This window comes from Streptomyces sp. I05A-00742 (assembly GCF_013055795.1).
Lineage (GTDB): Bacteria > Actinomycetota > Actinomycetes > Streptomycetales > Streptomycetaceae > Streptomyces.
Genome location: NZ_JABETO010000044.1, coordinates 24,165 through 46,140, shown reverse-complemented (window position 1 = coordinate 46,140; position 21,976 = coordinate 24,165). Strand labels below are relative to the sequence as shown.

General features: G+C 72.4%; 20 protein-coding genes and 1 tRNA gene. 6 read left to right on the top strand and 15 right to left on the bottom strand.

Annotated features, from left to right (window positions below; genetic code table 11):
- Nucleotides 1-428 (bottom strand): DUF2510 domain-containing protein (locus HN013_RS33355; RefSeq protein WP_312018733.1); only part of this gene is annotated, 428 nt, incomplete at its 3' end.
- A 624-nt stretch (nt 429-1,052) separates the two neighbouring features.
- Here HN013_RS33355 and HN013_RS27975 point away from each other — a divergent pair.
- Complete coding sequence (locus HN013_RS27975; RefSeq protein ID WP_171171085.1) at nt 1,053-1,469, top strand: SsgA family sporulation/cell division regulator; 417 nt, start codon at nt 1,053-1,055, stop codon at nt 1,467-1,469.
- A 73-nt stretch (nt 1,470-1,542) separates the two neighbouring features.
- On the opposite strand, the gene HN013_RS27970 is transcribed toward HN013_RS27975, so the two are convergent.
- Both HN013_RS27970 and hppD read right to left on the bottom strand, forming a co-directional pair.
- A complete protein-coding gene (locus tag HN013_RS27970) occupies nt 1,543-2,910 on the bottom strand; it encodes an FAD-binding oxidoreductase (protein WP_171171083.1) in 1,368 nt (455 codons plus the stop codon).
- A gap of 96 nt (nt 2,911-3,006) precedes the next feature.
- Nucleotides 3,007-4,152: a 4-hydroxyphenylpyruvate dioxygenase gene (gene hppD / locus HN013_RS27965; protein ID WP_171171081.1), complete on the bottom strand. Its 1,146-nt coding sequence runs from the start codon at nt 4,150-4,152 to the stop codon at nt 3,007-3,009.
- Between the two features lie 122 nt (nt 4,153-4,274).
- Between hppD and HN013_RS27960 the strand changes: the two genes are divergently transcribed.
- Nucleotides 4,275-4,742 carry an Lrp/AsnC family transcriptional regulator gene (locus tag HN013_RS27960; RefSeq protein ID WP_171171079.1) on the top strand — a complete coding sequence of 156 codons (468 nt, stop codon included), beginning with the start codon at nt 4,275-4,277 and terminating at the stop codon, nt 4,740-4,742.
- A gap of 164 nt (nt 4,743-4,906) precedes the next feature.
- On the opposite strand, the gene HN013_RS27955 is transcribed toward HN013_RS27960, so the two are convergent.
- The 9 genes from HN013_RS27955 to HN013_RS27915 all read right to left on the bottom strand — a co-directional run bounded on the left by HN013_RS27955 (nt 4,907) and on the right by HN013_RS27915 (nt 14,071).
- The gene (locus tag HN013_RS27955) at nt 4,907-5,710 is read right to left on the bottom strand and encodes a hypothetical protein (RefSeq protein WP_171171077.1); all 804 of its coding nucleotides are present in this window, start codon (nt 5,708-5,710) and stop codon (nt 4,907-4,909) included.
- 114 nt (nt 5,711-5,824) lie between these two features.
- Nucleotides 5,825-6,466, bottom strand: coding sequence for an IclR family transcriptional regulator (locus tag HN013_RS27950; RefSeq protein ID WP_171171075.1), 642 nt, complete (start codon nt 6,464-6,466; stop codon nt 5,825-5,827).
- 293 nt (nt 6,467-6,759) lie between these two features.
- Nucleotides 6,760-8,547 carry a DEAD/DEAH box helicase gene (locus HN013_RS27945; RefSeq protein WP_171171073.1) on the bottom strand — a complete coding sequence of 596 codons (1,788 nt, stop codon included), beginning with the start codon at nt 8,545-8,547 and terminating at the stop codon, nt 6,760-6,762.
- Between the two features lie 256 nt (nt 8,548-8,803).
- Nucleotides 8,804-9,184, bottom strand: coding sequence for a type II toxin-antitoxin system death-on-curing family toxin (locus HN013_RS27940; RefSeq protein WP_171171071.1), 381 nt, complete (start codon nt 9,182-9,184; stop codon nt 8,804-8,806).
- Nucleotides 9,185-9,223: 39 nt separating this feature from the next.
- Nucleotides 9,224-9,424 (bottom strand): CopG family transcriptional regulator, encoded by a 201-nt coding sequence (locus tag HN013_RS27935; RefSeq protein WP_171171069.1) that lies wholly within the window; start codon nt 9,422-9,424, stop codon nt 9,224-9,226.
- A gap of 16 nt (nt 9,425-9,440) precedes the next feature.
- Nucleotides 9,441-10,973 carry an MFS transporter gene (locus HN013_RS27930; protein WP_171171067.1) on the bottom strand — a complete coding sequence of 511 codons (1,533 nt, stop codon included), beginning with the start codon at nt 10,971-10,973 and terminating at the stop codon, nt 9,441-9,443.
- A gap of 309 nt (nt 10,974-11,282) precedes the next feature.
- Complete coding sequence (locus HN013_RS27925) at nt 11,283-12,341, bottom strand: YeiH family protein (protein ID WP_171171065.1); 1,059 nt, start codon at nt 12,339-12,341, stop codon at nt 11,283-11,285.
- A gap of 139 nt (nt 12,342-12,480) precedes the next feature.
- Complete coding sequence (locus HN013_RS27920; protein WP_171171064.1) at nt 12,481-13,035, bottom strand: cysteine dioxygenase family protein; 555 nt, start codon at nt 13,033-13,035, stop codon at nt 12,481-12,483.
- Nucleotides 13,036-13,165: 130 nt separating this feature from the next.
- Nucleotides 13,166-14,071: a LysR family transcriptional regulator gene (locus HN013_RS27915; RefSeq protein ID WP_171171062.1), complete on the bottom strand. Its 906-nt coding sequence runs from the start codon at nt 14,069-14,071 to the stop codon at nt 13,166-13,168.
- Nucleotides 14,072-14,214: 143 nt separating this feature from the next.
- Between HN013_RS27915 and HN013_RS27910 the strand changes: the two genes are divergently transcribed.
- The 4 genes from HN013_RS27910 to HN013_RS27895 all read left to right on the top strand — a co-directional run bounded on the left by HN013_RS27910 (nt 14,215) and on the right by HN013_RS27895 (nt 18,243).
- Entirely contained in the window at nt 14,215-15,132 is a 918-nt protein-coding gene (locus HN013_RS27910) for an alpha/beta fold hydrolase (protein ID WP_171171060.1), read from the top strand.
- 89 nt (nt 15,133-15,221) lie between these two features.
- Nucleotides 15,222-15,293, top strand: a tRNA-Cys gene (locus HN013_RS27905).
- A 96-nt stretch (nt 15,294-15,389) separates the two neighbouring features.
- Nucleotides 15,390-15,740 carry a hypothetical protein gene (locus HN013_RS27900; RefSeq protein ID WP_171171058.1) on the top strand — a complete coding sequence of 117 codons (351 nt, stop codon included), beginning with the start codon at nt 15,390-15,392 and terminating at the stop codon, nt 15,738-15,740.
- Nucleotides 15,741-16,095: 355 nt separating this feature from the next.
- A complete protein-coding gene (locus tag HN013_RS27895) occupies nt 16,096-18,243 on the top strand; it encodes a serine/threonine-protein kinase (RefSeq protein ID WP_171171057.1) in 2,148 nt (715 codons plus the stop codon).
- A 153-nt stretch (nt 18,244-18,396) separates the two neighbouring features.
- Here HN013_RS27895 and mycP read toward each other — a convergent pair whose 3' ends face one another.
- Genes mycP through HN013_RS27880 form a run of 3 tightly spaced genes read right to left on the bottom strand, consistent with a single transcriptional unit; the run spans nt 18,397 to nt 21,754 of the window.
- Complete coding sequence (gene mycP / locus HN013_RS27890; RefSeq protein ID WP_312018732.1) at nt 18,397-19,650, bottom strand: type VII secretion-associated serine protease mycosin; 1,254 nt, start codon at nt 19,648-19,650, stop codon at nt 18,397-18,399.
- Between the two features lie 30 nt (nt 19,651-19,680).
- The gene (locus HN013_RS27885; protein WP_171171052.1) at nt 19,681-21,345 is read right to left on the bottom strand and encodes a WXG100 family type VII secretion target; all 1,665 of its coding nucleotides are present in this window, start codon (nt 21,343-21,345) and stop codon (nt 19,681-19,683) included.
- A gap of 1 nt (nt 21,346) precedes the next feature.
- Entirely contained in the window at nt 21,347-21,754 is a 408-nt protein-coding gene (locus tag HN013_RS27880) for a hypothetical protein (protein ID WP_171171050.1), read from the bottom strand.
- Nucleotides 21,755-21,976 lie beyond the last annotated feature (222 nt).

The following is a 21,976-nucleotide window of genomic DNA, read 5'->3' as shown; positions in this document are numbered from 1 at the left end:
AGGTCCATGGTGCCCTCGCGGCCGCCGCCCTGGACGGCGGGGTCGGGCAGCCGCGGGTCGCGGGCGTGCGGGACGGCGCGGTCGCCGCCGTAGACGTCCGCGCGGCCGTTCCCCGGGGCCCAGGTGTCGCGCGCGGGCGGCTCCTCGTCCAGGAACACCGGCCCCGTCTCCTCCGCCGACGGACCGGTCGCCCGGCGGGGCCCGGCCGGACGCGGGGTCGGCGCGACGGGCGGGACGACGGCGGGCGGCGGCGCGACGGCCGGACCGGGCGGCGGCGCCGGCAGGGGCTCCCCCTCGGCGGGGGCGGGCCGGCTCGTCCCGGGGACCCAGGCGGTGCCGCTCCAGTAGCGGATGTACCCGGGGATGGACGGGTCGGGGTAGTACCCGTGCCCGGGCACATCCCCGTTGCGGTCGCTAGGAGTGCTCACTGATGACCCCAACTCCGATCATGACCAACACACTTGACCTGTCCGCCGTGTCCGGCATCGACAACCCCTGACCGCGAGGCCGCGCAGGCTGGGACGGACCACGGTCCCCGGCCTGAGCACCGGGTACGCGCCCTGCGTCGTCCTGCGTACCACAACGACCGGGAGGCCACCCGCGCTTGCCCTTGAGCGACATTAGCGAAGAGCGGAGGGCGAGGAAGAAGGAGACCAACCGGAAGAGCGCCATTCGAGCGTCAGCGCGAGGAACTCGGAACCGGAAGGAAGGCGACCGGCCGGGGAAATTCGCAAAACCGTACGAGCATCGGCGGCGGCCACCGTTTCATGTGACATCTATGAGCAAAAGACAACCCGGGGCGCGGCCGGCCGGTCTACCAGACGGCATACGTCCGTGGACGGAATGCGATGCCGACGGAACCACTCACACGTGCGACCGGGAGGGTCGCACGGTGCCGCACGACGGTGGTGTGGAGGGCGGGACGCGGGAGCAGGCGAGGAGGCGGTGCGAAGTCGCGTCATGACCCGGGGCCGGTCTGCTCTGTCCTGTGCGGACCCGGTTCGCGAGAGGCCGCGCACCGGGCAGTGGAACGGAGCGAGAGGGCGCACTTCATGTATTCCGTGGTGGAGCGAGACCTGGAGATCGATCTGGTGCTGTCGCCGGGGCACAGCGTTCCGGTGCCGGCCCGGCTGCACTACCGGGCGGAGGATCCGTACGCGGTGCGGATCTCCTTCCATGTGACGTCGGAGGAACCGGTCAACTGGACGTTCGGGCGCGAGCTGTTGACGGAGGGGCTGCGCCGGGCGTGCGGGACGGGCGATGTACGCGTGTGGCCCGCGTGGTCCGGGGGGCGGGCGGTGGTGTGCGTGGCGCTGACGTCCCCGGACGGGGAGGCGCTGCTCCAGGCGCCGGTGCGGGTGGTGACGGCATGGCTGAGGAGCACGATGCGACTGGTGCCGCTGGGGACGGAGGGGGAACGCCTACGGCTGGACGAGGGGTTGCGCTACCTGCTGACGCACGGCGCGTAACGGGCGGGCCCGCCGGACGGGCCGCCGGTACGCCCCCTCGGGGCGGCGGCGGCCCGGGCGCAGGAAAGACGGCTCAGAGGACCTTGCCCGGATTGAGCAGCCCCAGCGGGTCGAACACCGCCTTGATCCCCCGCTGCATCTCCATCGCCACCGGCCCGGCCTCCCGCGCCAGCCACTCCTTCTTCAGCAGTCCCACGCCGTGCTCCCCCGTGATCGTGCCGCCCAGTTCCAGGCCCAGCGCCATGATCTCGTCGAACGACTCCCGGGCGCGGCGCGTCTCGTCCTCGTCGGCGGGGTCGAAGCAGACGACGGGGTGGGTGTTGCCGTCGCCCGCGTGGGCGCAGACGCCGATGGTGAGGCCGTGGCGCCCGGCGATGGCGGCGGTGCCGTCGAGGAACACGGCGAGGCGGCCGCGCGGCACGCACACGTCGTCGACCATCGTGGCGGGACGCAGCGTCTCCAGGGCGGGCAGCGCGATGCGCCGGGCGTGCAGCAGGAGTTCGGACTCGGCGGGGTCGTCGGCGGGGACGACCTCGGTGGCGCCCGCTTCGGTGCACAGCTCGGCGACGGCCGCGAGGTCGGGGCCGGGGTCGGGGGTGTCGAAGGCGGCGAGGAGCAGCGCCTCGGTGGACTCCGGGAGGCCCATGCCGGCCAGGGCGTTGACCGCGTGGACCGTGGTGCGGTCCATCAGCTCCAGCAGGGACGGCGCGTGCCCGCGCGCCATGATCCGGCGGACGGCCTCGCAGGCCGCGGCGGTGGACGGGAACTCGGCGGCCAGCGCGAGCTGCCGGGGCGGCGCGGGCCGGAGGGCGAGGACGGCGCGGACGACCACGCCGAGGCTGCCCTCGGAGCCGACGAACAGCCGGGTCAGGTCGTAGCCGGCGACGCCCTTGGCGGTGCGCCGCCCGGTGGTCAGCAGCCGCCCGTCGGCGAGGACGACGTCCAGGCCGAGCACGTACTCCGCGGTGACGCCGTACTTGACGCAGCACAGGCCGCCGGACGCGGTGCCGATGTTGCCGCCGATCGTGCACTGTTCCCAGCTGGACGGGTCCGGCGGGTAGTACAGCCCCTGCTCGGCGACGGCGCGGGAGAGCACGGCGTTGACGACGCCCGGTTCGACGACCGCGATGCGCTCGACCGGGTCGATCTCCAGGATCCGGTCCATCTTGACGAGGGAGAGCACGATGCAGCCGTCGGTGGCGTTCGCCGCGCCCGACAGACCGGTGCGGGCGCCCTGCGGCACCACGGGGACGCGGAGCGCGGTCGCGGTCCGCATGACGTGCTGGACCTGCTCCGCCGTGCGGGGCAGGACGACGACGGCGGGGGCGCCGGCCGGGCAGAAGCTCGCCATGTCGTTGGCGTAGGAGGCGGTGACGTCGGGGTCGGTGAGGACCGCGCCCTCGGGGAGTCCTTCGCTCAGGAGACTGATCAGATCGCCCATGCGTTCACCTTCCCACCCGCGGGCGGGCCGGGGTAGATCGCCGTGCACGGCGCGGCCCCGCCGGGAAGGCGGGACCGCGCCGGGTGGGGGGTGGGCTCAGAGGTTGCCGCGCTTCTCCTGCTCGCGCTCGATGGCCTCGAACAGGGCCTTGAAGTTGCCCTTGCCGAAGCCCATGGAGCCATGGCGCTCGATCATCTCGAAGAAGACGGTCGGCCGGTCCTGGACCGGCTTGGTGAAGATCTGCAGCAGGTAGCCGTCCTCGTCCCGGTCCACCAGGATCTTCAGCTCGCGCAGCGTCTCCACGGGCACCCGGGTCTCGCCGGCCCACTCGCCGAGGGTGTCGTAGTAGCTGTCCGGGGTGTCCAGGAACTGGACGCCGGCCGCCTTCATCTGCCGCACGGTGGTGACGATGTCGTTGGTGGCGAGGGCGATGTGCTGGAGGCCCGGGCCGCCGTAGAACTCCAGGTACTCGTCGATCTGCGACTTCTTCTTGGCGATCGCGGGCTCGTTGAGGGGGAACTTCACCTTGCGGGTGCCGTCCGCGACCACCTTGGACATCAGCGCGGAGTACTCGGTGGCGATGTCGTCGCCGACGAACTCCTTCATGTTCGTGAAGCCCATGACCCGGTGGTAGAACTCCACCCACTCGTCCATCCGGCCCAGTTCGACGTTGCCGACGCAGTGGTCGATGGCCTGGAAGTTGCGCTTGGCGGGCGGCGCCACGACCGGCTCGGCCGCGACGAAGCCCGGCAGGTACGGGCCGCTGTAGCCGGAACGTTCCACCAGGGTGTGGCGGGTCTTCCCGTATGTGGCGATGGCGGCCAGGACCACGGTCCCGTGCTCGTCCTTCAGCTCGTACGGCTCCTCCAGGCCCTGCGCGCCGTGCTCCAGGGCGTAGGCGTACGCGGCCCGCGCGTCCGGCACCTCGATCGCCAGGTCCACGGCGCCGTCGCCGTGCTCGGCCACATGCTCCGCGAGGAAGCGGCCGCGGTCGGTGGTGGCCTTGATGACGGTGGTGAACACGAACCGGGCGCCGCCCGACTCCAGGACGTAACTCGCCGTCTCCCGGCTGCCGTTCTCCGGTCCGGAGTAGGCCACCAGTTGCATGCCGAAGGCGGACGAGTAGTAGTGCGCTGCCTGCTTGGCATTGCCGACGGCGAAGACCACCGCGTCCATCCCCTTGACCGGGAAGGGGTCGGCCTGCCGAGCGGTGTCAAAGGTGTGATCTGTGGTCTGCGTCATGCGCGCAGCGTCTCGCCGATCCACAAGGTGCGCAATAGTTTGTGCTTCCACTGGGCAACCTGCCCAGTGAGAGTCCGGGTGGGCCGGACGTTCTGTACATGCTGACCACCAAGGAGCCGGTCATGGCGATCGATCGTTTGGACGGCAGGCTGATCGAACTGCTCGCACGCGAGCCCCGCATCGGCGTCCTGGAGGCCTCCCGCCGCCTCGGCGTCGCCCGCGGCACCGCCCAGGCCCGCCTCGATCGCCTCCTCTCCCACGGCGTCATCCGCGGCTTCGGCCCCGACGTCGACCCCGCCGCCCTCGGCTATCCCGTCACCGCCTTCGCCACCCTGGAGATCAAGCAGGGCGAGGGCGCCGATGTGCGGACGCATCTCGCGTCCGTGCCCGAGGTGCTGGAGCTGCACACGATCACCGGGCACGGGGACATGCTGTGCCGGCTCGTCGCGCGGTCGAACGCGGATTTGCAGCGGGTGATCGACAAGGTGGTGGGGATCGAGGGGATCGTGCGGGCCTCGACGGCGATCGTGATGGAGAATGCGGTGCCGTTGCGGATCATTCCGCTGGTGCAGCAGGCTGCTGGGGGGTGAGGGTTGAGGCCGGCCCCCAAACGCCGGACGGGCTGGATCTCGCGCCCGGGCGCGCACTTCGGCCCGTCCGGCGTTTGAGGACAAGCGGCGAAGCCGCTTTCAGGGGGTTCGGGGCAGAGCCCCGGGAAACGGTGAAAGGGCGGGGCCGGGGCACCCCCACCGCGTCAGCAACTCGGCACCCGCCCCCCGGACGCCAACGCCCGCAGAGCCTCCACCGCACCCTTCAAGTCAGTCACCGGCACCAGGCGCAAGCCAGAAGGCGCCCCCGCAGACGCCTCAGAACACTGCCCCTTCGGCACAAGGAAAACCCCCGCCCCATCCCGCCCCGCAGCCTGCACCTTGAGACCGACCCCACCCACAGCCCCCACCGCCCCATCAGGATCGATCGTCCCGGTCCCGGCAATCTTCCGCCCCCCGGTCAGGTCCCCCCCACGCCCGTCCCCATCGAGCTTGTCGACGATGCCGAGCGTGAACATCAGCCCCGCACTGGGCCCACCGATGTCCCCGAGGCTGAGGGAGACCTTCACATCGGAGGGCGAGCGGTGCAGATAACGCAGGGCGGCGCGGACGGCGGAGTCCTGGGACTTCTTCATCTCCTCGACGTTGTGCTCCTCGGTCTCCCGGTCGGTCTTCCCGGGCGGGAAGACGGAGTCGTGGGGCATGACGACGCGGTCGGTGCGGAACCAGTCGGAGGCCACGTCGGCGAGGGTGACGTCGGCCTCGGGACCGGTGGCGATGATGGAGACCATGCGGAGCTGCCCGCTGGTCGGGCGGGCCTCGGCGCCGGAGACCGTGATCACCGGCTTGCCCTGGTGGTCGCCCAGCACGTTCACCGTCCACCCGGGCCTGGCGACGGTGAACGGCAGGGGCGCGAACACGGCGGTCGCGAGCAGCGCCAGGACGGGCACGGCGCAGACGGCGAGGGTCCGGGCACGGCGGGACCACGTGGACGGAGACGCAACGGGCATGCTGCGAATCTAGTTCACGGCCGCCGCAGCCATGACGGCGCGCCCCGCCCACGGGGCCCACGTCCCCTGCCCGGCGGCGCTCACCCGAGCACCGCGGTCACAGGAGCGCGGCGGTCACCGCAGCGCGTCGGCCACCTCCTTCGCGGCCTCCATCACCCGGGGCCCGACCCGGTGCGGGACGGCGTCGGTGAGCATGACCACCCCGACGCTGCCCTCGATCCCGCTCACGCCGAGCAGCGGGGCGGCCGCGCCGCTGGCCCCCGCCTCCAGTTCCCCGTGGGTGAGGGCGTACCCGGGGTTGTCGACCTCGCCCGCGCGGGCGGCGAGTATCGCCCGGCCGGCCGCGCCGCGGTCCAAGGGGTGCCGGAACCCGGCGCGGTAGGCGACGTGGTAGTCGGTCCAGGTCGGCTCGACGACGGCGACGGCGAGCGCCTCCGCCCCGTCGACGAGCGTGAGGTGGGCGGTGGCCCCCAGGTCCTCGGCGAGCGCCCGCAGGGCGGGCAGCGCGGCCTCCCGGACGAGCGGGTGCACCTGTCGTCCGAGCCGTAGGACGCCGAGGCCCACCCGGGCCCGGCCGCCGATGTCCCGTCGGACGAGTTCGTGCTGCTCCAGCGTGGCGAGCAGCCGGTAGACGACCGTGCGGTTGACGCCGAGCCGGGCGGCCAGCTCGGTGACGGTCAGCCCGTGGTCGGTCTCGGCGAGCAGTTTCAGGACACGCAGTCCTCTGTCGAGCGTCTGCGAAGTCTCCGCGGTCACGACGCCCCCTCTCCGATGAAAGGCGGGCTCCCGTCGCGGTGGGGTGCGCCACCGGTCCCGTCCGGCAGCGCGCGAGGAGAGGCCGCCGGGTCGCTTGACGCATACGTTCCTTGACGCATACCACCGGCCGCGCTCCGCGGCGGCGCTGCCACGGGGCGTGTGCGTGACCGGCACGGTAGCGAGCCGGTCCGCTCACCGGAAGAGTCTGCCCACAATCCGGGCACCGCGCAGGGTATTTGAGCAAGTGACGATCAGCCCTCCGCCCGTCCTCGCGCGGCCCGTGACCCCGGACGTCACTTCATGCGGGTCGCCCACTCCCGCACCTTCTTGATGCGCTCGCTCAGCTGACCGGCCGTGGCCTCCGCGCTCGGCGGCCCGCCGCAGGTGCGGCGCAGCTCGGTGTGGATCACGCCGTGGGGCTTGCCGCTCTGGTGCGCGTAGGCCCCGACCAGGGAGTTCAGCTGCTTGCGGAGCTCCAGCAGTTCCTTGTGGGTGACCACGGGACGCCGTTCCGCCGGGATCTCCAGCAGGTCGGCCTGGTCGTCCGGCTTCCGCCGGCTGTGGGCGATCTGCCGGGCCTGCCGCTTCTGGAGCAGCATCTGCACCTGCTCGGGCTCCAGCAGCCCGGGGATGCCGAGGTAGTCCTGCTCCTCCTCGCTGCCCGGGTGCGCCTGCATACCGAACTCGGCACCGTCGTACAGCACCCGGTCGAAGACCGCGTCGGACTCCAGGGCCTCGAACGGCAGCATGTCCTGCTCGCCGGTGTTCTCGTCCTGCTGCTTCTCCGCTTCGGCGAGTTCCTTCTCGGACTCGGCGTACGGGTCCTCCTCGCCCTCCTTCTTGGGCTTGTCGAGGACGTGGTCCCGCTCCACCTCCATCTCGTTGGCGAAGGTCAGCAGCGTCGGGATGGTCGGCACGAACACCGACGCCGTCTCGCCGCGCCGCCGCGACCGCACGAAGCGGCCGACCGCCTGCGCGAAGAACAGCGGCGTCGAGATCGTCGTCGCGTAGACGCCGACCGCGAGCCGGGGGACGTCCACGCCCTCGGACACCATGCGGACGGCGACCATCCAGCGGGCGTCGCCCGCCGAGAAGTCGTCGATGCGCTGCGAGGCGCCGGAGTCGTCGGAGAGGACGACCGTCGGGCCCTCGCCAGTGATCTCGCGGAGCAGCTTGGCGTAGGCGCGGGCGGAGTCCTGGTCGGAGGCGATGACCAGGGCGCCGGCGTCCGGGATGCTCTTGCGCACCTCGCTCAGCCGCTGGTCGGCCGCGCGCAGCACATTGGGCATCCAGTCGCCGCGCGGGTCGAGCGCGGTGCGCCACGCCTGGCTGATGGCGTCCTTGGTCATCGGCTCGCCGAGCCGGGCCTCCAGCTCGTCGCCGGCCTTGGTGCGCCAGCGCATATTGCCGCTGTAGGAGAGGAAGATGACCGGGCGGACGACACCGTCGCCGAGGGCGTTGCCGTAGCCGTAGGTGTAGTCGGCGGCGGACCGCCGGATTCCGTCGTTGCCCTCCTCGTAGGTGACGAACGGGATCGGGTTGGTGTCGGAGCGGAACGGCGTACCGGTGAGGGCGAGCCGCCGGGTGGCCGGCTCGAACGCCTCCAGGCACGCCTCGCCCCAGGACTTGGAGTCACCGGCGTGGTGGATCTCGTCGAGGATGACGAGCGTCTTGCGCTGTTCGCAGCGGTTGCGGTGCAGCATCGGGCGTACGCCGACACCGGCGTAGGTGACGGCGACCCCGTGGTACTCGCGGCCCAGCGGGCCCGCGCTGTACTCCGGGTCGAGCTTGATGCCTATGCGGGCGGCGGCCTCCGCCCACTGCTTCTTCAGGTGCTCGGTCGGCGCGACGACCGTCACCTGCTGGACGACGTGGTGGTGCAGCAGCCAGGACGCGAGGGTGAGCGCGAAGGTGGTCTTGCCGGCGCCGGGGGTGGCGACGGCGAGGAAGTCGCGCGGCTGCTCCTGGATGTACTTCCCCATCGCGCCCTCCTGCCAGGCGCGCAGCTTGTTCGCGGTACCCCAGGGGGCCCGGCCGGGGAAGGCGGGCGAAAGGTGGTGATTGGCTGTGGTGGTAGTCACGGTCTCCGTCGGCTGGATCGGGGCCTTGAGAAAACGACAACCGCGTCAGCCTACCGGGGGTGCGGGACGGGACGCCCCGGTCCCCCGCACCGCCCCGGGGGGTGTCCGGGGCGGTGCGGNCGGGACGCCCCGGTCCCCCGCACCGCCCCGGGGGGTGTCCGGGGCGGTGCGGGGGACGGCGGGGGCAGGGGACAGCGAGGGCAGGGGACGGCGGGGGCGGGGGACGGCGGGGGCGGGGGCTCCTGCGGGCCCTGGCTCAGGCGGCCAGCAGCCGCAGCCGTCGTGAGATCTCCGCCACTTCCCGCTCCCGGCCGGTCGTGACGTCGAGGACGAGCCGCTCGGCGGCGTCGATGTCCGGCCGCAGCTCCACCCCGTGCAGCGCAAGGAACGTGACGCACGCCAGCCACGCCGTCCGCTTGTTGCCGTCGAACAGCGGGTGGTTGATCGCCAGCCCCTGAAGCAGTGACGCGGCCTTGTCCATCAGCTCCGGGTGCGCCGGCTCCCCGAACATCTCGGCCGCCGGCCGGTGGAGGGCCGACTCCAGCTGTCCGGCGTCGCGGAGGACGACGGGGGTGTCGTCGGCGCAGGCGCAGCCGGCGACGATCAGGGCCTCCTCGGAGGTCAGGTAGTCGGTCATTCCGTCCCTCACTCCACCCCTCACTTGAAACTCCATCCCTTACTTGAGCCGGTCCATGAGGTCGCGCCAGATGTCCGCCTGTTCCCGGGCGGTCCGGCGGACGCGCGCCCGGCGGTCGGTCGCGGCCAGGTACTCGTCCACGGCCCGGAGGGCGGCCGCCTGCAGGCTGATGCCCTCCTGGCGTGCGCGCTCGCGCAGCGCCGCGGTCCGGTCGTCGTCGAGGCGAAGGTGCATGGACATGACCGGACCGTAGGGATCAGCCGGCCTGGGCGGTACTGGTTTTCCGGCCGCCGGCGCCCTCGCGGGCGGTGGCGGCGTCCCGTCCCGCGGGGTCCCCCGCGTCCGCGGGCGGGCGCACACGGGTGGCGATCCAGGCGCCGACGAGGGCCGCCGCCGCCAGCGCCACGTAGACGGAGACGAAGGCGCCCGACGGGGCCGCCGCGTCGGCCGTGTGACCCTCACCGGCCACGTTCCCGCCGCCGAAGGCGCCGAAGAGGACGCCGCCCGCCCCGACGAGGACGATGTTGCCGAGGGCGTCGGAGAGCTGGAGGGCCGCCGAGTTGACGCCCTCCTCGCCCGGCCGGGACAGGGACAGCACGAGGATGCCGCTGCTGGAGATCGTCAGCCCCATGCCGTAACCGCCGACGATCCACGCGACGGCCACCAGCCAGACGGGAACGCCGTCGGCCAGCACCAGCGGCACCACGGCCACGGCCGCCGCGACGAGCACCATGCCCAGGCACATCAGCCGCTGCCGGTGCCGCTCCAGACCGGAGCGGCTCTGGGTGAACGAGCCGAGGGCCCAGGCGAGTCCGCCGCCGGTCAGGGAGAGCCCGGCGGCCGTGGCGGACAGACCGCGCTCGCTCACCAGCATCAGCGGGATGAAGCTCTCCGCGCCGAGGAACGCGCCGGCCGCGACGCCGCGCAGCAGCACCACGGAGGGCAGCCCGCGGGCCGCCCGGAACGTGCCCCTGGGCACCAGCCGGACGATCGACGGCGCGAGCAGCGCGAGCCCGGCGACGGCGGGGACGAGGGCGAGCCAGCTGCGGTCCTGTCCGGCGTACTGGAGCAGCCCGGCGCCGCCGGCGACGGCCAGCGCGAGCAGGATCCGCCGCCGGTCCACGGAACCGCCCCGGTCGGTCCGCGGCAGCTTCCGCAGGGCCGGCAGCATGATCATCAGCGGCAGGAGTATCAGCACCGGGATCGCCAGGAAGACCCAGCGCCAGCTCAGCTGCTCGGCGACCGACCCCGCGACCACCGGGCCGACCAGCACCGGGACCACCCAGGCCGCCGAGAACGCGGCGAGGATCTTCGCCCGCAGCCGCTCGGGGTAGGCCCGGCCCACGACCACGTACAGCGAGACGAGCACCAGGCCGCCGCCCAGCCCCTGCACGAAGCGGGAGCCCACGAACATCCACATGTCCTGCGAGCAGCCCGCGAGGACCAGGCCGGCGCCGAAGGTGGCGATACCGGTGAACAGGGGCCCGAGCGGGCCGGACCGGTCGCTCCACTCCCCCGAGAGCGCCATGGAGAACAGGCTCGCCGTGAAGTAGGCGGAGAACGCGAACGCGTACAGGCCGATGCCGTCGAGCGCGCGGGCGGCGATGGGCATGGCCGTGCTGACCGCGCTCGCCTCGAAGGCGATCAGTGACACGACGGAGATGATGCCGAAGGTGAGCCCCCGGAACCGGCGGCCGAGCACGCCACCCCCGTCGGCCGGCGGGGGCGCGGGGAGAGAGGGTTCCGGTGGGGCGGTGGGCGACGGGGGTATGGAGTCGGCTGTGCTCATGCGACGCAGCCTAGGGACGCGAGGGTCCGAACGCCTCTGGCCTGGGAACTGATGGTCCTCATCCCTTCGCCCTACCCCGGGAGTCACACGGCCGCGCCCTCGCCGCCGGACGCCCCGACCGGGCCGCCCGGGCCGCCCGGCTGCTCGCGGGCGCGGCGGGTGTCGCGGGTGCGGCGGGTGCGGCGGCGGACGCGGTCAGGTGGTCACGCCACCGTCATCGCGCCACACACCGTCACGCCACACACCGTCGCACCACCGCCGTCATGCCGTCATGCCGTCACGCCGTCACGCCGTCACGCCGTCACGCCGTCACGCCGTCAGCATGACACCCGCGTACGACACCCCCGCGATCACCACCCACGAGCACAGCCCCAGCGCCGCGACCCGCCCCCCGGTCCGTACCAGCGAGGGCAGGTGGACCGCGCTGCCCAGCCCGAACAGGGCGGCGGCGAGGAGCAGTTCCTGGGCGTGCTGCGCGCCGTCGAGCACGGCGCCGGGGACGGCGCCCGTGCTGCGCACGGCCACCATGGCGAGGAAGCCGACGACGAAGAGCGGGACGAGCGGGGGCCGCTTCCCGGAGGGTGCCCGGCCATGGGCATGGGCACGCCGGCGGCGCGCGGAGACGGCGACGGCCGCCACCAGCGGCGCCAGCAGCGCCACGCGCATCAGCTTCACCAGGACCGCCTCGCCGAGCGCCGACGGCCCGGCCGTCTGCGCGGTCGCCACGACCTGCCCGACGTCGTGCACGCCCGCCCCCACCCAGCGGCCGAACTGCGCGTCGTCGAGCCCCAGCGGGTGGTGCAGCAGCGGCAGGACGGCTATGGCGAGCGTGCCGCACAGCGTGACCAGGGCGACGGACGTGGCGACGTCCTCCTCGTCGCTGCCGGAGACCTCGCTGACCGCGCCGATCGCGGAGGCCCCGCAGATCGAGTAGCCGGTCGCGATCAGCAGGGGCTGGTCGCCGCGCAGCCCGAGCCGGCGGCCGAGCCAGAGCGTCCCGAAGAAGGTGGCCACGACGACCACGAGCACCATCGCCACCGTGGCCCAGCCGATCCCCAGCACGTCGCCCAGGCTCAGCTTCAGCCCCAGGAGCACCACGCCGATCCGCATCAGCCGCTTCCCGGCGAGCGTCAGCCCCGGCCGTCCGACGCCCCGCACCCGGGCCTTGACGCCCGGCAGGTGGGCGGCGGCGATGCCCAGCACCACGGCCGCGGTGAGCATGGGCACGGCGGGGACGAGCCGGTGCACCGCCCAGGCCAGGGCCACTCCGCCGGCCGCCATGACGAGCCCGGGCAGTTTGCCGGGGGGCGCGGCGGCCGCCCCGGCCGACGTGGCCGAACCGGCCGCCCGTGCGCTGATCACCGCCATGACGGCTGCTCTCCCTCGTACCTCTGGTCGCCCTGGTCGCCCTGGTCGCCCTGGTTGCCCTGGTTGCCCCAGTCGCCCTGCTGTCCCGCTCCCGCTCCGGATCCCGCCCCCGCCCCTGCTCCCGCTCCCGCTCGGGCGGTCACAGCTCGTCGGCCGGCAGGTGGTAGACGCGCCGCACGCTGGAGCCCAGCCGCGCGATGTCCGCGCCGTAGACGTGAATCGAGATCGCGGTGGACGAACAGGCGTTCCGCACCCGGTGAATGTCCCCGGGGGGCGCGAACCCGCAGACGTCGCCCTGCGCGTTGACCACGTCCTCGGTGGCGACCAGCCGGCAGCTCGTGCCGTCGGGGACGAGCCGGTACCGGCGTTCGCTCTCGGTGCCCCGGTGGACCCCGGTCACGCACCAGGAGACGTGGTCGTGGATGGAGGTCTGCTGGCCCGGCAGCCAGACCAGGGCCACGAGGGAGAAACTGCCGTCCGGCTCGGCGTGCAGGACGTGCTGGCGGTAGCGCTCGGGGTCGCCCTCGCACTGCTCGGGGGTGAGCAGGTCGGCGGCGCCGAGGTGGCCGGCGAGCCGTTCGCCGACGAGATAGGCCGTCGTGTCGGGCGGCAGGCCGCGGCCCACTGCCTCCCGGACGTCGTCGATGAGCCGGCCGAGCCGGGCGGTCGTCGGAAGCGCGGTAGGAGTGGTCATACGGGCAGCGTCGGGGCCGTGATCCATCACGTCCAACGACAGTTTGTTGACCGGGTCCCAAGCTGCGCTTATGGATCGCTCCCACGCGCCGCGCGGGACACCGGGAGGAGGGACAGGGCGATGGCCGCCCTCAGCACCCCACGCGCCGCGCGGCCGCCGCCTTCAGCTCGTCGACGACCAGTGCCGTGGCCGGGACGCGGAGGTGGTCGCGGAGGACGTACGCCGAGACGCGGCGGCGCGACGCGGGGTCGAGCGCCCGCCCGGTGATCCGGTCGTGACGCAGGAACGACAGCACGAGCCCCGGCATCATCGCCACCCCCAGCCCCTCGGCGACGAGCGACTGCACGACCAGGTTGTCGTCGGTGGTGAAGGCGATGTCGGGCGCGAAGCCGACCTCGGCGCACTCGTGCAGGAAGTTGGTGCGGCAGCGCAGGCAGCCGGCGATCCACCGCTCGTCGGCGAGGTCCGCGAGACCCACGGCCCGGCGGCGGGCCAGCGGGTGCCCGGCGGGCAGCAGCACGGTCAGCTGGTCCTCCAGCAGCGGGATCTCCGCCAGCTCGTCCGGCACCTCGTCGTGCAGGCCGGGGTAGGTGAAGGCGAGGGTGATGTCGCACTCCCCGCGGACCAGCCGCCGCAGCGAGTCCGGCGGCTCGCCCTCCAGCAGCTCGACCCGTACCCCGGGGTGGTCGGCCGCGAGCCGGGCCAGCGCCTCGGGGACGAGGGTGGCGCCCGCGCTGGGGAAGGCGCAGACCCGTACCCGTCCGGCCCGCAGCCGGGTCAGCGAACTCATCTGCTGCTGGGCCACGGTGAGCGTGTCCAGGATGCTCTCGGCGTGCCGCGCCAGCGCCTCGCCCGCCTCGGTCAGCCGCATTCCGCGCCCGATCCGGGTGAACAGCGGGGTGCCGACCGACCGCTCCAGGGCCTTCATCTGCTGGGTGATCGCGGGCTGGGTGTAGCCGAGCGCCCGCGCGGCCGCCGAGTACGAACCGGCCTTGACCACCGCGTGGAACGTCTTGATGTGCCGCGAGTCGAACACGCCGGAATCATAAGCGGAATTTGGGGCAGCAGGCATATCCGGCGCAGACGGCTTCTGGATCAGGTCCGGATCCGTTCCGGATCGGTTCCGGATCGGTTCTGGATCAGCTCTGGATCAACGAATATTTAGGGCATGGTGGACATATGGCGCCTCACGCAGCACGCACATCGCGCTACGTCTCGTACGACGCGGCGGAACTGACCTACCGGGTGCTGGAGGCGCGCGAGACCGACGCCCCGGGCCCACCGGTCGTCTGCCTCGCCGGCGGGCCCGGACGCGACGCGGCCTACCTCGGCGACCTCGGCGGCCTGGACGCGCGGCACACCCTCGTCGTCCCCGACAGCCGCGGCACCGGCGACTCCCCCGCCGCGGACGACCCCCGCGGCTACGCCTTCCCGGCCCTCGCCGAGGACGTCGAGGCCCTCCGCGGCCACCTCGGGCTCGACCGCTTCGCCCTCCTGGCCCACGACGCGGGCTGTGCCACCGCCCAGGCCTACGCCGCCCTCTACCCGCACCGCGTCAGCCACCTCGTCCTCGTCGCCCCGGGCTCCCGCCTCCAGGGCAAACTGCCCACCGACGCCGAGGAGATCTTCGAGTCGCGCGCCACGGAGGACTGGTGGGTGGACGCCTACGTCGCCGTCCACTCCCTCGCGGACACCCACGACTTCACCGAGGCCCGCTCCCTCCTCCGGCGCGCCGCCCCCATGGCGTACGGCCGCTGGGACGCCCCCCAGCAGGAGCACGCCGCCACCGAGGACGGCCAGCTCCACCCCGTCCCCCGCATCGCCTTCTGGCAGGGCGTGGACGAACCCGCCCGCCGCGCCCTCCTTGAGCACCTCCGCGCCGCCACCTTCCCGCTCCTCGTCATCACCGGCGACCGCGACGCCGTCACCGGCGTCCGCGCCGGCGAAGTGGTCGCCGCCTCCTTCCCCGCCGCCTCCCACCCCCAGGTGCGGACGCTCTACGGGGTCGGGCACTACCCCTGGGTCGACGAACCGGAGATGTTCCGCCCCCTCGTCGAGGACTTCCTCGCCACCGGCCGGCGTGACGCCCCCTCGTGAACGGCGTATGTCCGTCCTGTGGCACCACCGCGCCAACCGTTGATCCAACACCCCTTGGCCTTCTACGGTCGTGAGGGACAGCACGACACGGCCGTGTGCCCGAGTGGTTCAGGGACTCGCCTGCAAAGCGAGTTACGCGGGTTCGATTCCCGCCACGGCCTCTTCTCCGCCTGAGTACCCGTACTCAGACACCCGCTCCCGCCATCGAGCGGTCGTACGGATGTCCGTGCGCGACCCCCGGTCATAGCGTGACGGCCATGACACCAGCCAACCTCCAGCAGCAGCCGACCAGGGCGTCCTCCGCCGGCACGGTCTTCCTGAAGGTCCTCGGCGGCGCGGCCCTGTGGATCTTCGCCGGGGCCACCTTCATATTCCTGCCCCTCGGCGTGATGGCGAGCGACGGCTGCGACACCGGCGACACGAGGATGATCTGCACCGTCGCGGGCCAGAACGCCGTGGCGTGGACCCCGATCATCGCCGCCCCGACGGCCGGCGCCCTCGGCACCTGGGGCCTGGCCTCCCGGCGCGAACTGGCCCCGGCCGCCTGGATGCTCGCGATCATGATGCTGATGGCGACGTGGATGGTCGTCCTGTCGATCGCGGGCTGAGCGGCCCCGCCTCGTCCGGCCTGCCGAGCAGGCGCTCGGCGCGTCAACTCGGCGAACGCGTTCGCGAATTCCGGTGCTGTACGCGAGCTGGACGCCGACTGCTCGTTCCGGCAGGGCACTTGGGCGGCAATGGACGCATCGCGGGCGAGCGGGAGGCAGATCGCATTCCGAGGAATGAGAAACGAGGCCGACAGGCGCAGAACACCCGGCACGCCCACCGGAAGATGATCTTCAACTCCCGCCCGTGTGGCCGAAAAGGGCCCCGCCTGTCACCGCCCGGCAGGGCAACGGGAGAATCAGCCGGTCAAGTGGCGCCTCCCCGGGCGCCTCCCCGCTCGAACAGGCCCGGCACTCCATGGATCCCCTCACCACCGGTGACCCCCTCCGCCTCGGTCCCTACCGTCTCGTCGGCGTGCTCGGCGCGGGCGGCATGGGCAAGGTCTACCTCGGCCGGGACGCCGACGGGAGCACGGCCGCCGTCAAGGTCCTGCACCCGGAGATGGCGCACGACCCGCACCTGGCGCAGCGCTTCGTCCGCGAGGCGCAGGCGGCCCAGGCGGTGACGAGCCCCGGCGTCGCGCGGGTGCTCGGGGCCCTGACGGAGGGCGGGCGGCCGTGGATCGCGACCGAGTTCCTGGCCGGGCCCACGCTGACCGAAGCCGTCGAGCTGCACGGGCCGTTCGACGAGTCGGGCGTACGGGCCCTCGGTGCCGCGCTGGCCCGCACGCTCCAGGACATCCACGCCGCCGGCCTGGTCCACCGCGACATCAAGCCGTCCAACATCGTCCTGACCTCCGCGGGCCCCCGCGTCATCGACTTCGGCATCGCCCGCCCCGAACACGGCCTCACCCTCACCACGACCGGCACCAACCCCGTCACCCCCGGTTACGGCGCTCCCGAGCAGGTGCTCGGCCGGCGCGTCGGCCCGCCCGGCGACGTGTTCTCGCTCGGCGCCGTCCTCGCCTTCGCGGCCACCGGCCGCCGGGCCTACGACGGCACGGACGTGGCGGCGGTGCAGTACCAGGTCGTCCACGGCGAGCCCGACCTCCGAGGGCTGTCCGAGCCGCTGCACGCCCTGATCGCGCCCTGCCTGGCCCGGGAGCCCGAGCACCGCCCGCAGCCCGCCCTGATCACCACCGCGATGGCACCCCCCAGGGGCGCCGACCGCGTCTGGCGCCGCGGCCCCCTCGCCGCCGACGTCACCCGACGCGAATCCGACGCCAAGAAGCTCGCCACCCTCACCACGACGGCCGTTCAGGACTCCCCCGGCCCCTCCCGCCGCCGCTTCGTCACCGCCCTCGCGGCCGGCGGCGTCACCGTGGCCGCCGCGGGCAGTGCGGGGGCGTGGTGGTACCTCCGCGACGGGGGCGGCTCGGCGAAGGCGGCGGCGAAGGCGGACGCGAAGGGCGACCCCGCTCCCCCGCCGCAGCCCTGGGACGCGAAGCCGCTCGCCCCCGGCCAGTACGAGGAGGGCCGCGCCCCGGCGGAACTCTGGGGCCCCGTCAACACGATCTCCTTCGCTCCCGCCCCCCTCCCCCAGCGCGACCTCCTCGTCGCCATGACCATGGACGGCATCGCCGCCTACAAGGTGCAGGACGGGAGCCAGGAGTGGCAGTTCAAGGCCGACCCCATGGGCCGCTTCGCGGGCCGCCCCGGCCTCGTGGTGACCGCCGACAAGGACGGCCGGCTCGTCGGCCTGGACCCCGCCACAGGCATCGCACAGTGGTCCGAACCCGCGGACGCGAAGTACGTCCTCGCGATGGACAACGACGCGGTGTACTACGCGAACGGCGCCTCGGACCTCCACGTGACCAGCGTCTGCGCCTTCGACCTCCGCACCCGCAAGGTCCGTTGGACCCACCCGCACCCCGACAAGGGACCGTCCGGCTCCGAGGGCGCCCTGGCCGTCGCGGCCAAGGACCGCCTCGTCGTCTACGCCAAGAACGGCACCCTTCTCGCCCTGGACACCCGCACGGGCCACGAGGCCTGGAAGGTGGCCCAGCGGCCGCAAGGCTTGGACGCCCTCCTCCCCGCCGTCCGCGACGACACGGTCTACGCCGGAGGCAAGACCCTGGCCGCCCACCGCCTGAGCGACGGCAAGAAGCTCTGGTCCCTCCCCTCGGACTCCTTCCGCGTCAGCCCCACCATCACCAGCCAAGCCGCCTTCGGCGGCTGGTCCGCCCCCGCCGTCGACGGCCCCTACCTCTACGCCACGGACGGCTCCCGCCTCGTCCGCGTCAGCCGCCGTAAGGGAACCGTCGACTGGACCTACACCCTCGACGACAGGTCCCACCCCCCGCTCTCCCCACCCGCCCTCCAGGGCCGAACCCTCTGGATCCTCACCGGCGGCTCCACCCCCGGCGTCCTCACCCTCGACAAGGAAACCAAGAAGCCCCTCTGGCCCTACGCCTGGCGCAACCCCGTCACCCCCTGGCTCGTGGGCTCGGGCAACCGGATGTTCCTCTCGGGCAGCGGAACCCTGAGAGCCATGCCGGTGGTGTGAGTGCGGCCGGGCGCACCTTGCCTCTTAACTCAACGGAGCGCTCGACGACCAGAATTCGGATTCATACCGGGGAGTCAGATCGACATCGGGGTCAGGCCGTCCCGGCGCCTGACGAGAGCAACGCCGGAACGCAGACCGTGTCGTCGAATGCCCTCATCCAAATCCCGGGGGTGTGGCTCCCGCCGCAGTTTTCCGCCGCCGACGGGCCATCGCCACCGGAACGGCCACCGCTCCTCCGGCGACCAGCACGCCGCCCGCTCCCAGCAGGACCCAGGCCGCGGTGTCGGTTCCGCCGCCGTCATCCCGCTGGGCGGCCCGCTCCCCAGCGGGCTCCGCCGAGGAACCGCTGCCGGGCTTGGTGTCCGGTCGTCGCGGTACCGGTCTGGCGGCTGACCCGGAACTCGGCGCCCCGGTCAACGGGTTGGTGTCGGCGGGCCCGGGGTCGCCCGGGTCCTTGAGAGCGATCCGCGGCCGGACCACGCCGTACCCGATGAGATCGGTGCGCTTGGCGCCGCTCTTCGGGCCGCCCGCCGTGTTGATGAGGACGCGAAGGACCTGGTTGGCCGTCCAGCCGGGGTGGGCGGACCAGAGGAGGGCGGCGGAGGCGGAGGCGAGGGCGCTGGCACCGCTGGTGCCATGGCTCCGACAGATTCCCGTTCCCCCCAGGCAACTGGTGACCAGGTCGTCACCGGGGGCAGCCAAGGACACATGCCTGCCGCGCGAAGATTCGGCCGTCACTCTGGCTTCCTTGTCGATGGCACTCACTGCCACCACACCGGGAATGGCAGCCGGATAGAGGGTCGGATTGCCTTTCTGGCCCTCGTTGCCGGACGAAGCAAAAATCAACTTGCCCTTGGACACCGCGTACTGGACCGCCCTGTCCAGTTCCGGGCTTGTTCCCAAGGCTCCGATCGAGATATTAATGATCTTTGCTTCAGAGTTCGCCGCATAACGGATGGCCTCCACCATGGCCGGCTTCTCAGCCGCCCACTCGCCCTCATTGCTCATGACACGCAGGGGCAGGATCTTGGTGCCGGGGGCGAGGCCCATGGCCCCGGTGCCGCCGAAACCCTTACCGGTTCCGGCGATGAGTACCGAAATGAGAGTGCCGTGCCCCTGGGTATCCGTCCGGCCGTCCCTCTTCGAGCCGAGGAAGTCCTTGCCCGGAAGGACCTGTCCGCGAAGGTCCGGCAGCCCGTCGTCGACACCGGTGTCGACGACGGCCACCGTCACACCGGTCCCCGTACTGGCCTTCCACATCTCCTCGGCATGCATGCCGTCCAGGTACCACTGCCGATCACGGATGGTGTCCGCGTGCGCCGGTGCTGCGCCGATCATCAGGAGGCAGGGCAGCGCAACGCCACTCAGAGCACCGGCCCAACGGCTTCGGCGCCCGCCTTCACCCACTCCCGTACGTGCCCTCATGCCGTCAGGCACTCACTCGACCAAGGGCGGTACGGTTCCCTGTTCCCCTTGCGTCCATGACTCCCTTTCCTCGACCAGGTGATCGGGGCGACGGCCCTCGGCGGTTCCACGACCACGTTCCTGCTCCCCGGAGTTGCGCAACAGCCCTGTGCCTCCTTGCGTGAAGGGGCTGCCGTCGGCAACGGCACCCTGCGACGCACGGCTGCCCACCACCCCACCGGCTTCGGACACCAGACGACGGCCGCCTGCTCGCCCGGTACCTCCACCGCCCATCGGGCCGCCCGGCATACCGCCGAAGCCGGGACCGTACCCCATGCCGGGGTGCCCTTGTCCGGCCGCTCCGGTGGCTCCGGGCTCGGCTCCGATGACGGTGCCCCGAGGCATCCCGGGCAGCGTCTGCCCCGGAGCCCTGGGCGTCGGCCGACCCCCCACCACCCCGTCGGCGGGACCTCCCATGGCCACGGGTGGCATGTCGGCGGTCCCAGGAGAGCGCGGCACTCCGGGCGTTCCAGGGGCAGGCGCACCTATGCGTCCGGTGCCCGGGCCGCCACCGGGTGACGGCAGTACCGGCCCCTGGCGAGAGCCTCTGGTCGCCGGGCCGCCCCCCTGCTCCGGTGACGGCGGCACTCGGCCCGGCCGAGACGGAAAGGCCGGCGGGCGGCCGGGCACGGGCCCCGATGGGAGGTGCGGCGGAGCCAGGGGCCCGGTAGGCGGCACTGATGGACCACCACCCGGCGAAGTCGGAGTGGGCCCTCCGTCAGGGACCGTAGGGGCCGACGGCGGCTGCGGGTAGGTCACTCCGCCGTCCACTCTCGTCGAGGAGTCGGGCCTGTCGACGTGCGGCACAGAGGCAGCACCACCGGGCGAGCCACTGCTCGCTCCTCCGCCTCCGGCAGCGGACGGACTCGGAACGGAGGACGAACCGCCTGCGTCCGCTCCCGGAGACACTGCTCCGAAGGCGGCCGAGGAGCCACCGCCGACGCCCCCACCCGCCCTGTCAAGAGTGATGTGCTCGGGCGAGATCTCCGGCGCCTCCGGCATCATCACCCCCGGCATCGGCGGGAAGTTCGGCCGCGTGGCCCCCGAAATCTCCTCCCCCGAGTCGTTGTACTGATTGGCCAGCTTCCGCATCGCGCCGGCCGCTTCCTTGTGCCCCTCGGCGATCTCCTTCGCCGCGGCAGCCACCTGGAACGTGCTCGGGCCACCACGGTTGAGCTTCGAGACGGCTTCGTTGTTGAACAGCAGAGGGTTGTCGCGAAATCCCGGGTACAGCTTGTCGAACTGCTCCAGGGTCGCCTTCGCCGCCGTCGGCACCGGCGGCATCTCGGTCTTCACAGCCCTGAGTGTGTTGGCGGCGTGCGCCAGCCAGTCGCCCGCCTTCTCGCTGTAGTCGGCCAGCCGGACCGTCGCGTTGCCCATGTCGGCGCCCCAGGTGTGGAAAGCGGTGCCGCCCTCGCTCCGTATGTCGACCTTGCCCGCGTGCTCCTTGAGGTCCGTGCCGATCTCTCTGATCGTGTTGGCGGCCTCGTGCAGTTTTTTGGCGACCTGATCGATCTTGCCGGCGTCGGCGTGCTCGATCATCGCCCATAACTGTTCGTGGGAGACGTGGATGAAGTCCGGCACCGGTGCACGCTCGAACGGCCTGCGGGGGTCCTTGCCCCGGCCCTGACCGGTCATGTCACATACCGCCTTCGCCATCGGCCCCGCCGCCGGCCGGCGCGTTCCGGCCGGTCCCCGGTGCGTGCGGATCCCGCTCGGGGTCGTAATGCTTCATGATTTCCTGCTGGATGGCCCACATGCGGGCACGGTGGTGTTCGTCCGTCTCCAGGTAAGCGTTGTGCATTCCCCCCACCGCCACGCTCAGCGCCTCGATCTGGTCGGCCAGCAGCTTCGACAGCGTGGTCAGGTCCTCGTGCACGTCGTAATAGGCGCCGTACAGCGCGTCGACCGCCTCGAAGTCGCGCCCCAGGTGGGTCCGGTCCAGTTTCGTTGAGGCCATGCGCGTCGGAGCGGCCTCCGAATCGCCCAGCTTGATCAGTGCTTCGTCGACACGGCCTTTGAAGGTCTTGAGCGTGTCCAGCTCCACCTTCAGCTCAGCAGCCGTAGGTAACCCCACCACGTCCGTCCCCGCCCCTCGTTCAACCCCGTGAGTCCTACATCAAGCCGCCCAAGACTACCGACAGCCACCCACTCAGGCGCCATTCACATCCGGAACAACTTCCCCTCATCGACGGGAAGATGACAGATGATCGAGCGAACGAACCTCAGCCCCGCGCCGCCCTCACCACAGCCGCTTCCCGCGGGGTCG

Coding starts and splice junctions, on each gene's coding strand:
- HN013_RS27975 (WP_171171085.1), top strand. CDS start 1,053: ATGTATTCCGTGGTGGAGCGAGACCTGGAGATCGATCTGGTGCTGTCG.
- HN013_RS27970 (WP_171171083.1), bottom strand. CDS start 2,910: ATGGGCGATCTGATCAGTCTCCTGAGCGAAGGACTCCCCGAGGGCGCG.
- hppD (WP_171171081.1), bottom strand. CDS start 4,152: ATGACGCAGACCACAGATCACACCTTTGACACCGCTCGGCAGGCCGAC.
- HN013_RS27960 (WP_171171079.1), top strand. CDS start 4,275: ATGGCGATCGATCGTTTGGACGGCAGGCTGATCGAACTGCTCGCACGC.
- HN013_RS27955 (WP_171171077.1), bottom strand. CDS start 5,710: ATGCCCGTTGCGTCTCCGTCCACGTGGTCCCGCCGTGCCCGGACCCTC.
- HN013_RS27940 (WP_171171071.1), bottom strand. CDS start 9,184: ATGACCGACTACCTGACCTCCGAGGAGGCCCTGATCGTCGCCGGCTGC.
- HN013_RS27935 (WP_171171069.1), bottom strand. CDS start 9,424: ATGTCCATGCACCTTCGCCTCGACGACGACCGGACCGCGGCGCTGCGC.
- HN013_RS27930 (WP_171171067.1), bottom strand. CDS start 10,973: ATGAGCACAGCCGACTCCATACCCCCGTCGCCCACCGCCCCACCGGAA.
- HN013_RS27925 (WP_171171065.1), bottom strand. CDS start 12,341: ATGGCGGTGATCAGCGCACGGGCGGCCGGTTCGGCCACGTCGGCCGGG.
- HN013_RS27920 (WP_171171064.1), bottom strand. CDS start 13,035: ATGACCACTCCTACCGCGCTTCCGACGACCGCCCGGCTCGGCCGGCTC.
- HN013_RS27910 (WP_171171060.1), top strand. CDS start 14,215: ATGGCGCCTCACGCAGCACGCACATCGCGCTACGTCTCGTACGACGCG.
- HN013_RS27900 (WP_171171058.1), top strand. CDS start 15,390: ATGACACCAGCCAACCTCCAGCAGCAGCCGACCAGGGCGTCCTCCGCC.
- HN013_RS27895 (WP_171171057.1), top strand. CDS start 16,096: ATGGATCCCCTCACCACCGGTGACCCCCTCCGCCTCGGTCCCTACCGT.
- HN013_RS27885 (WP_171171052.1), bottom strand. CDS start 21,345: ATGACCGGTCAGGGCCGGGGCAAGGACCCCCGCAGGCCGTTCGAGCGT.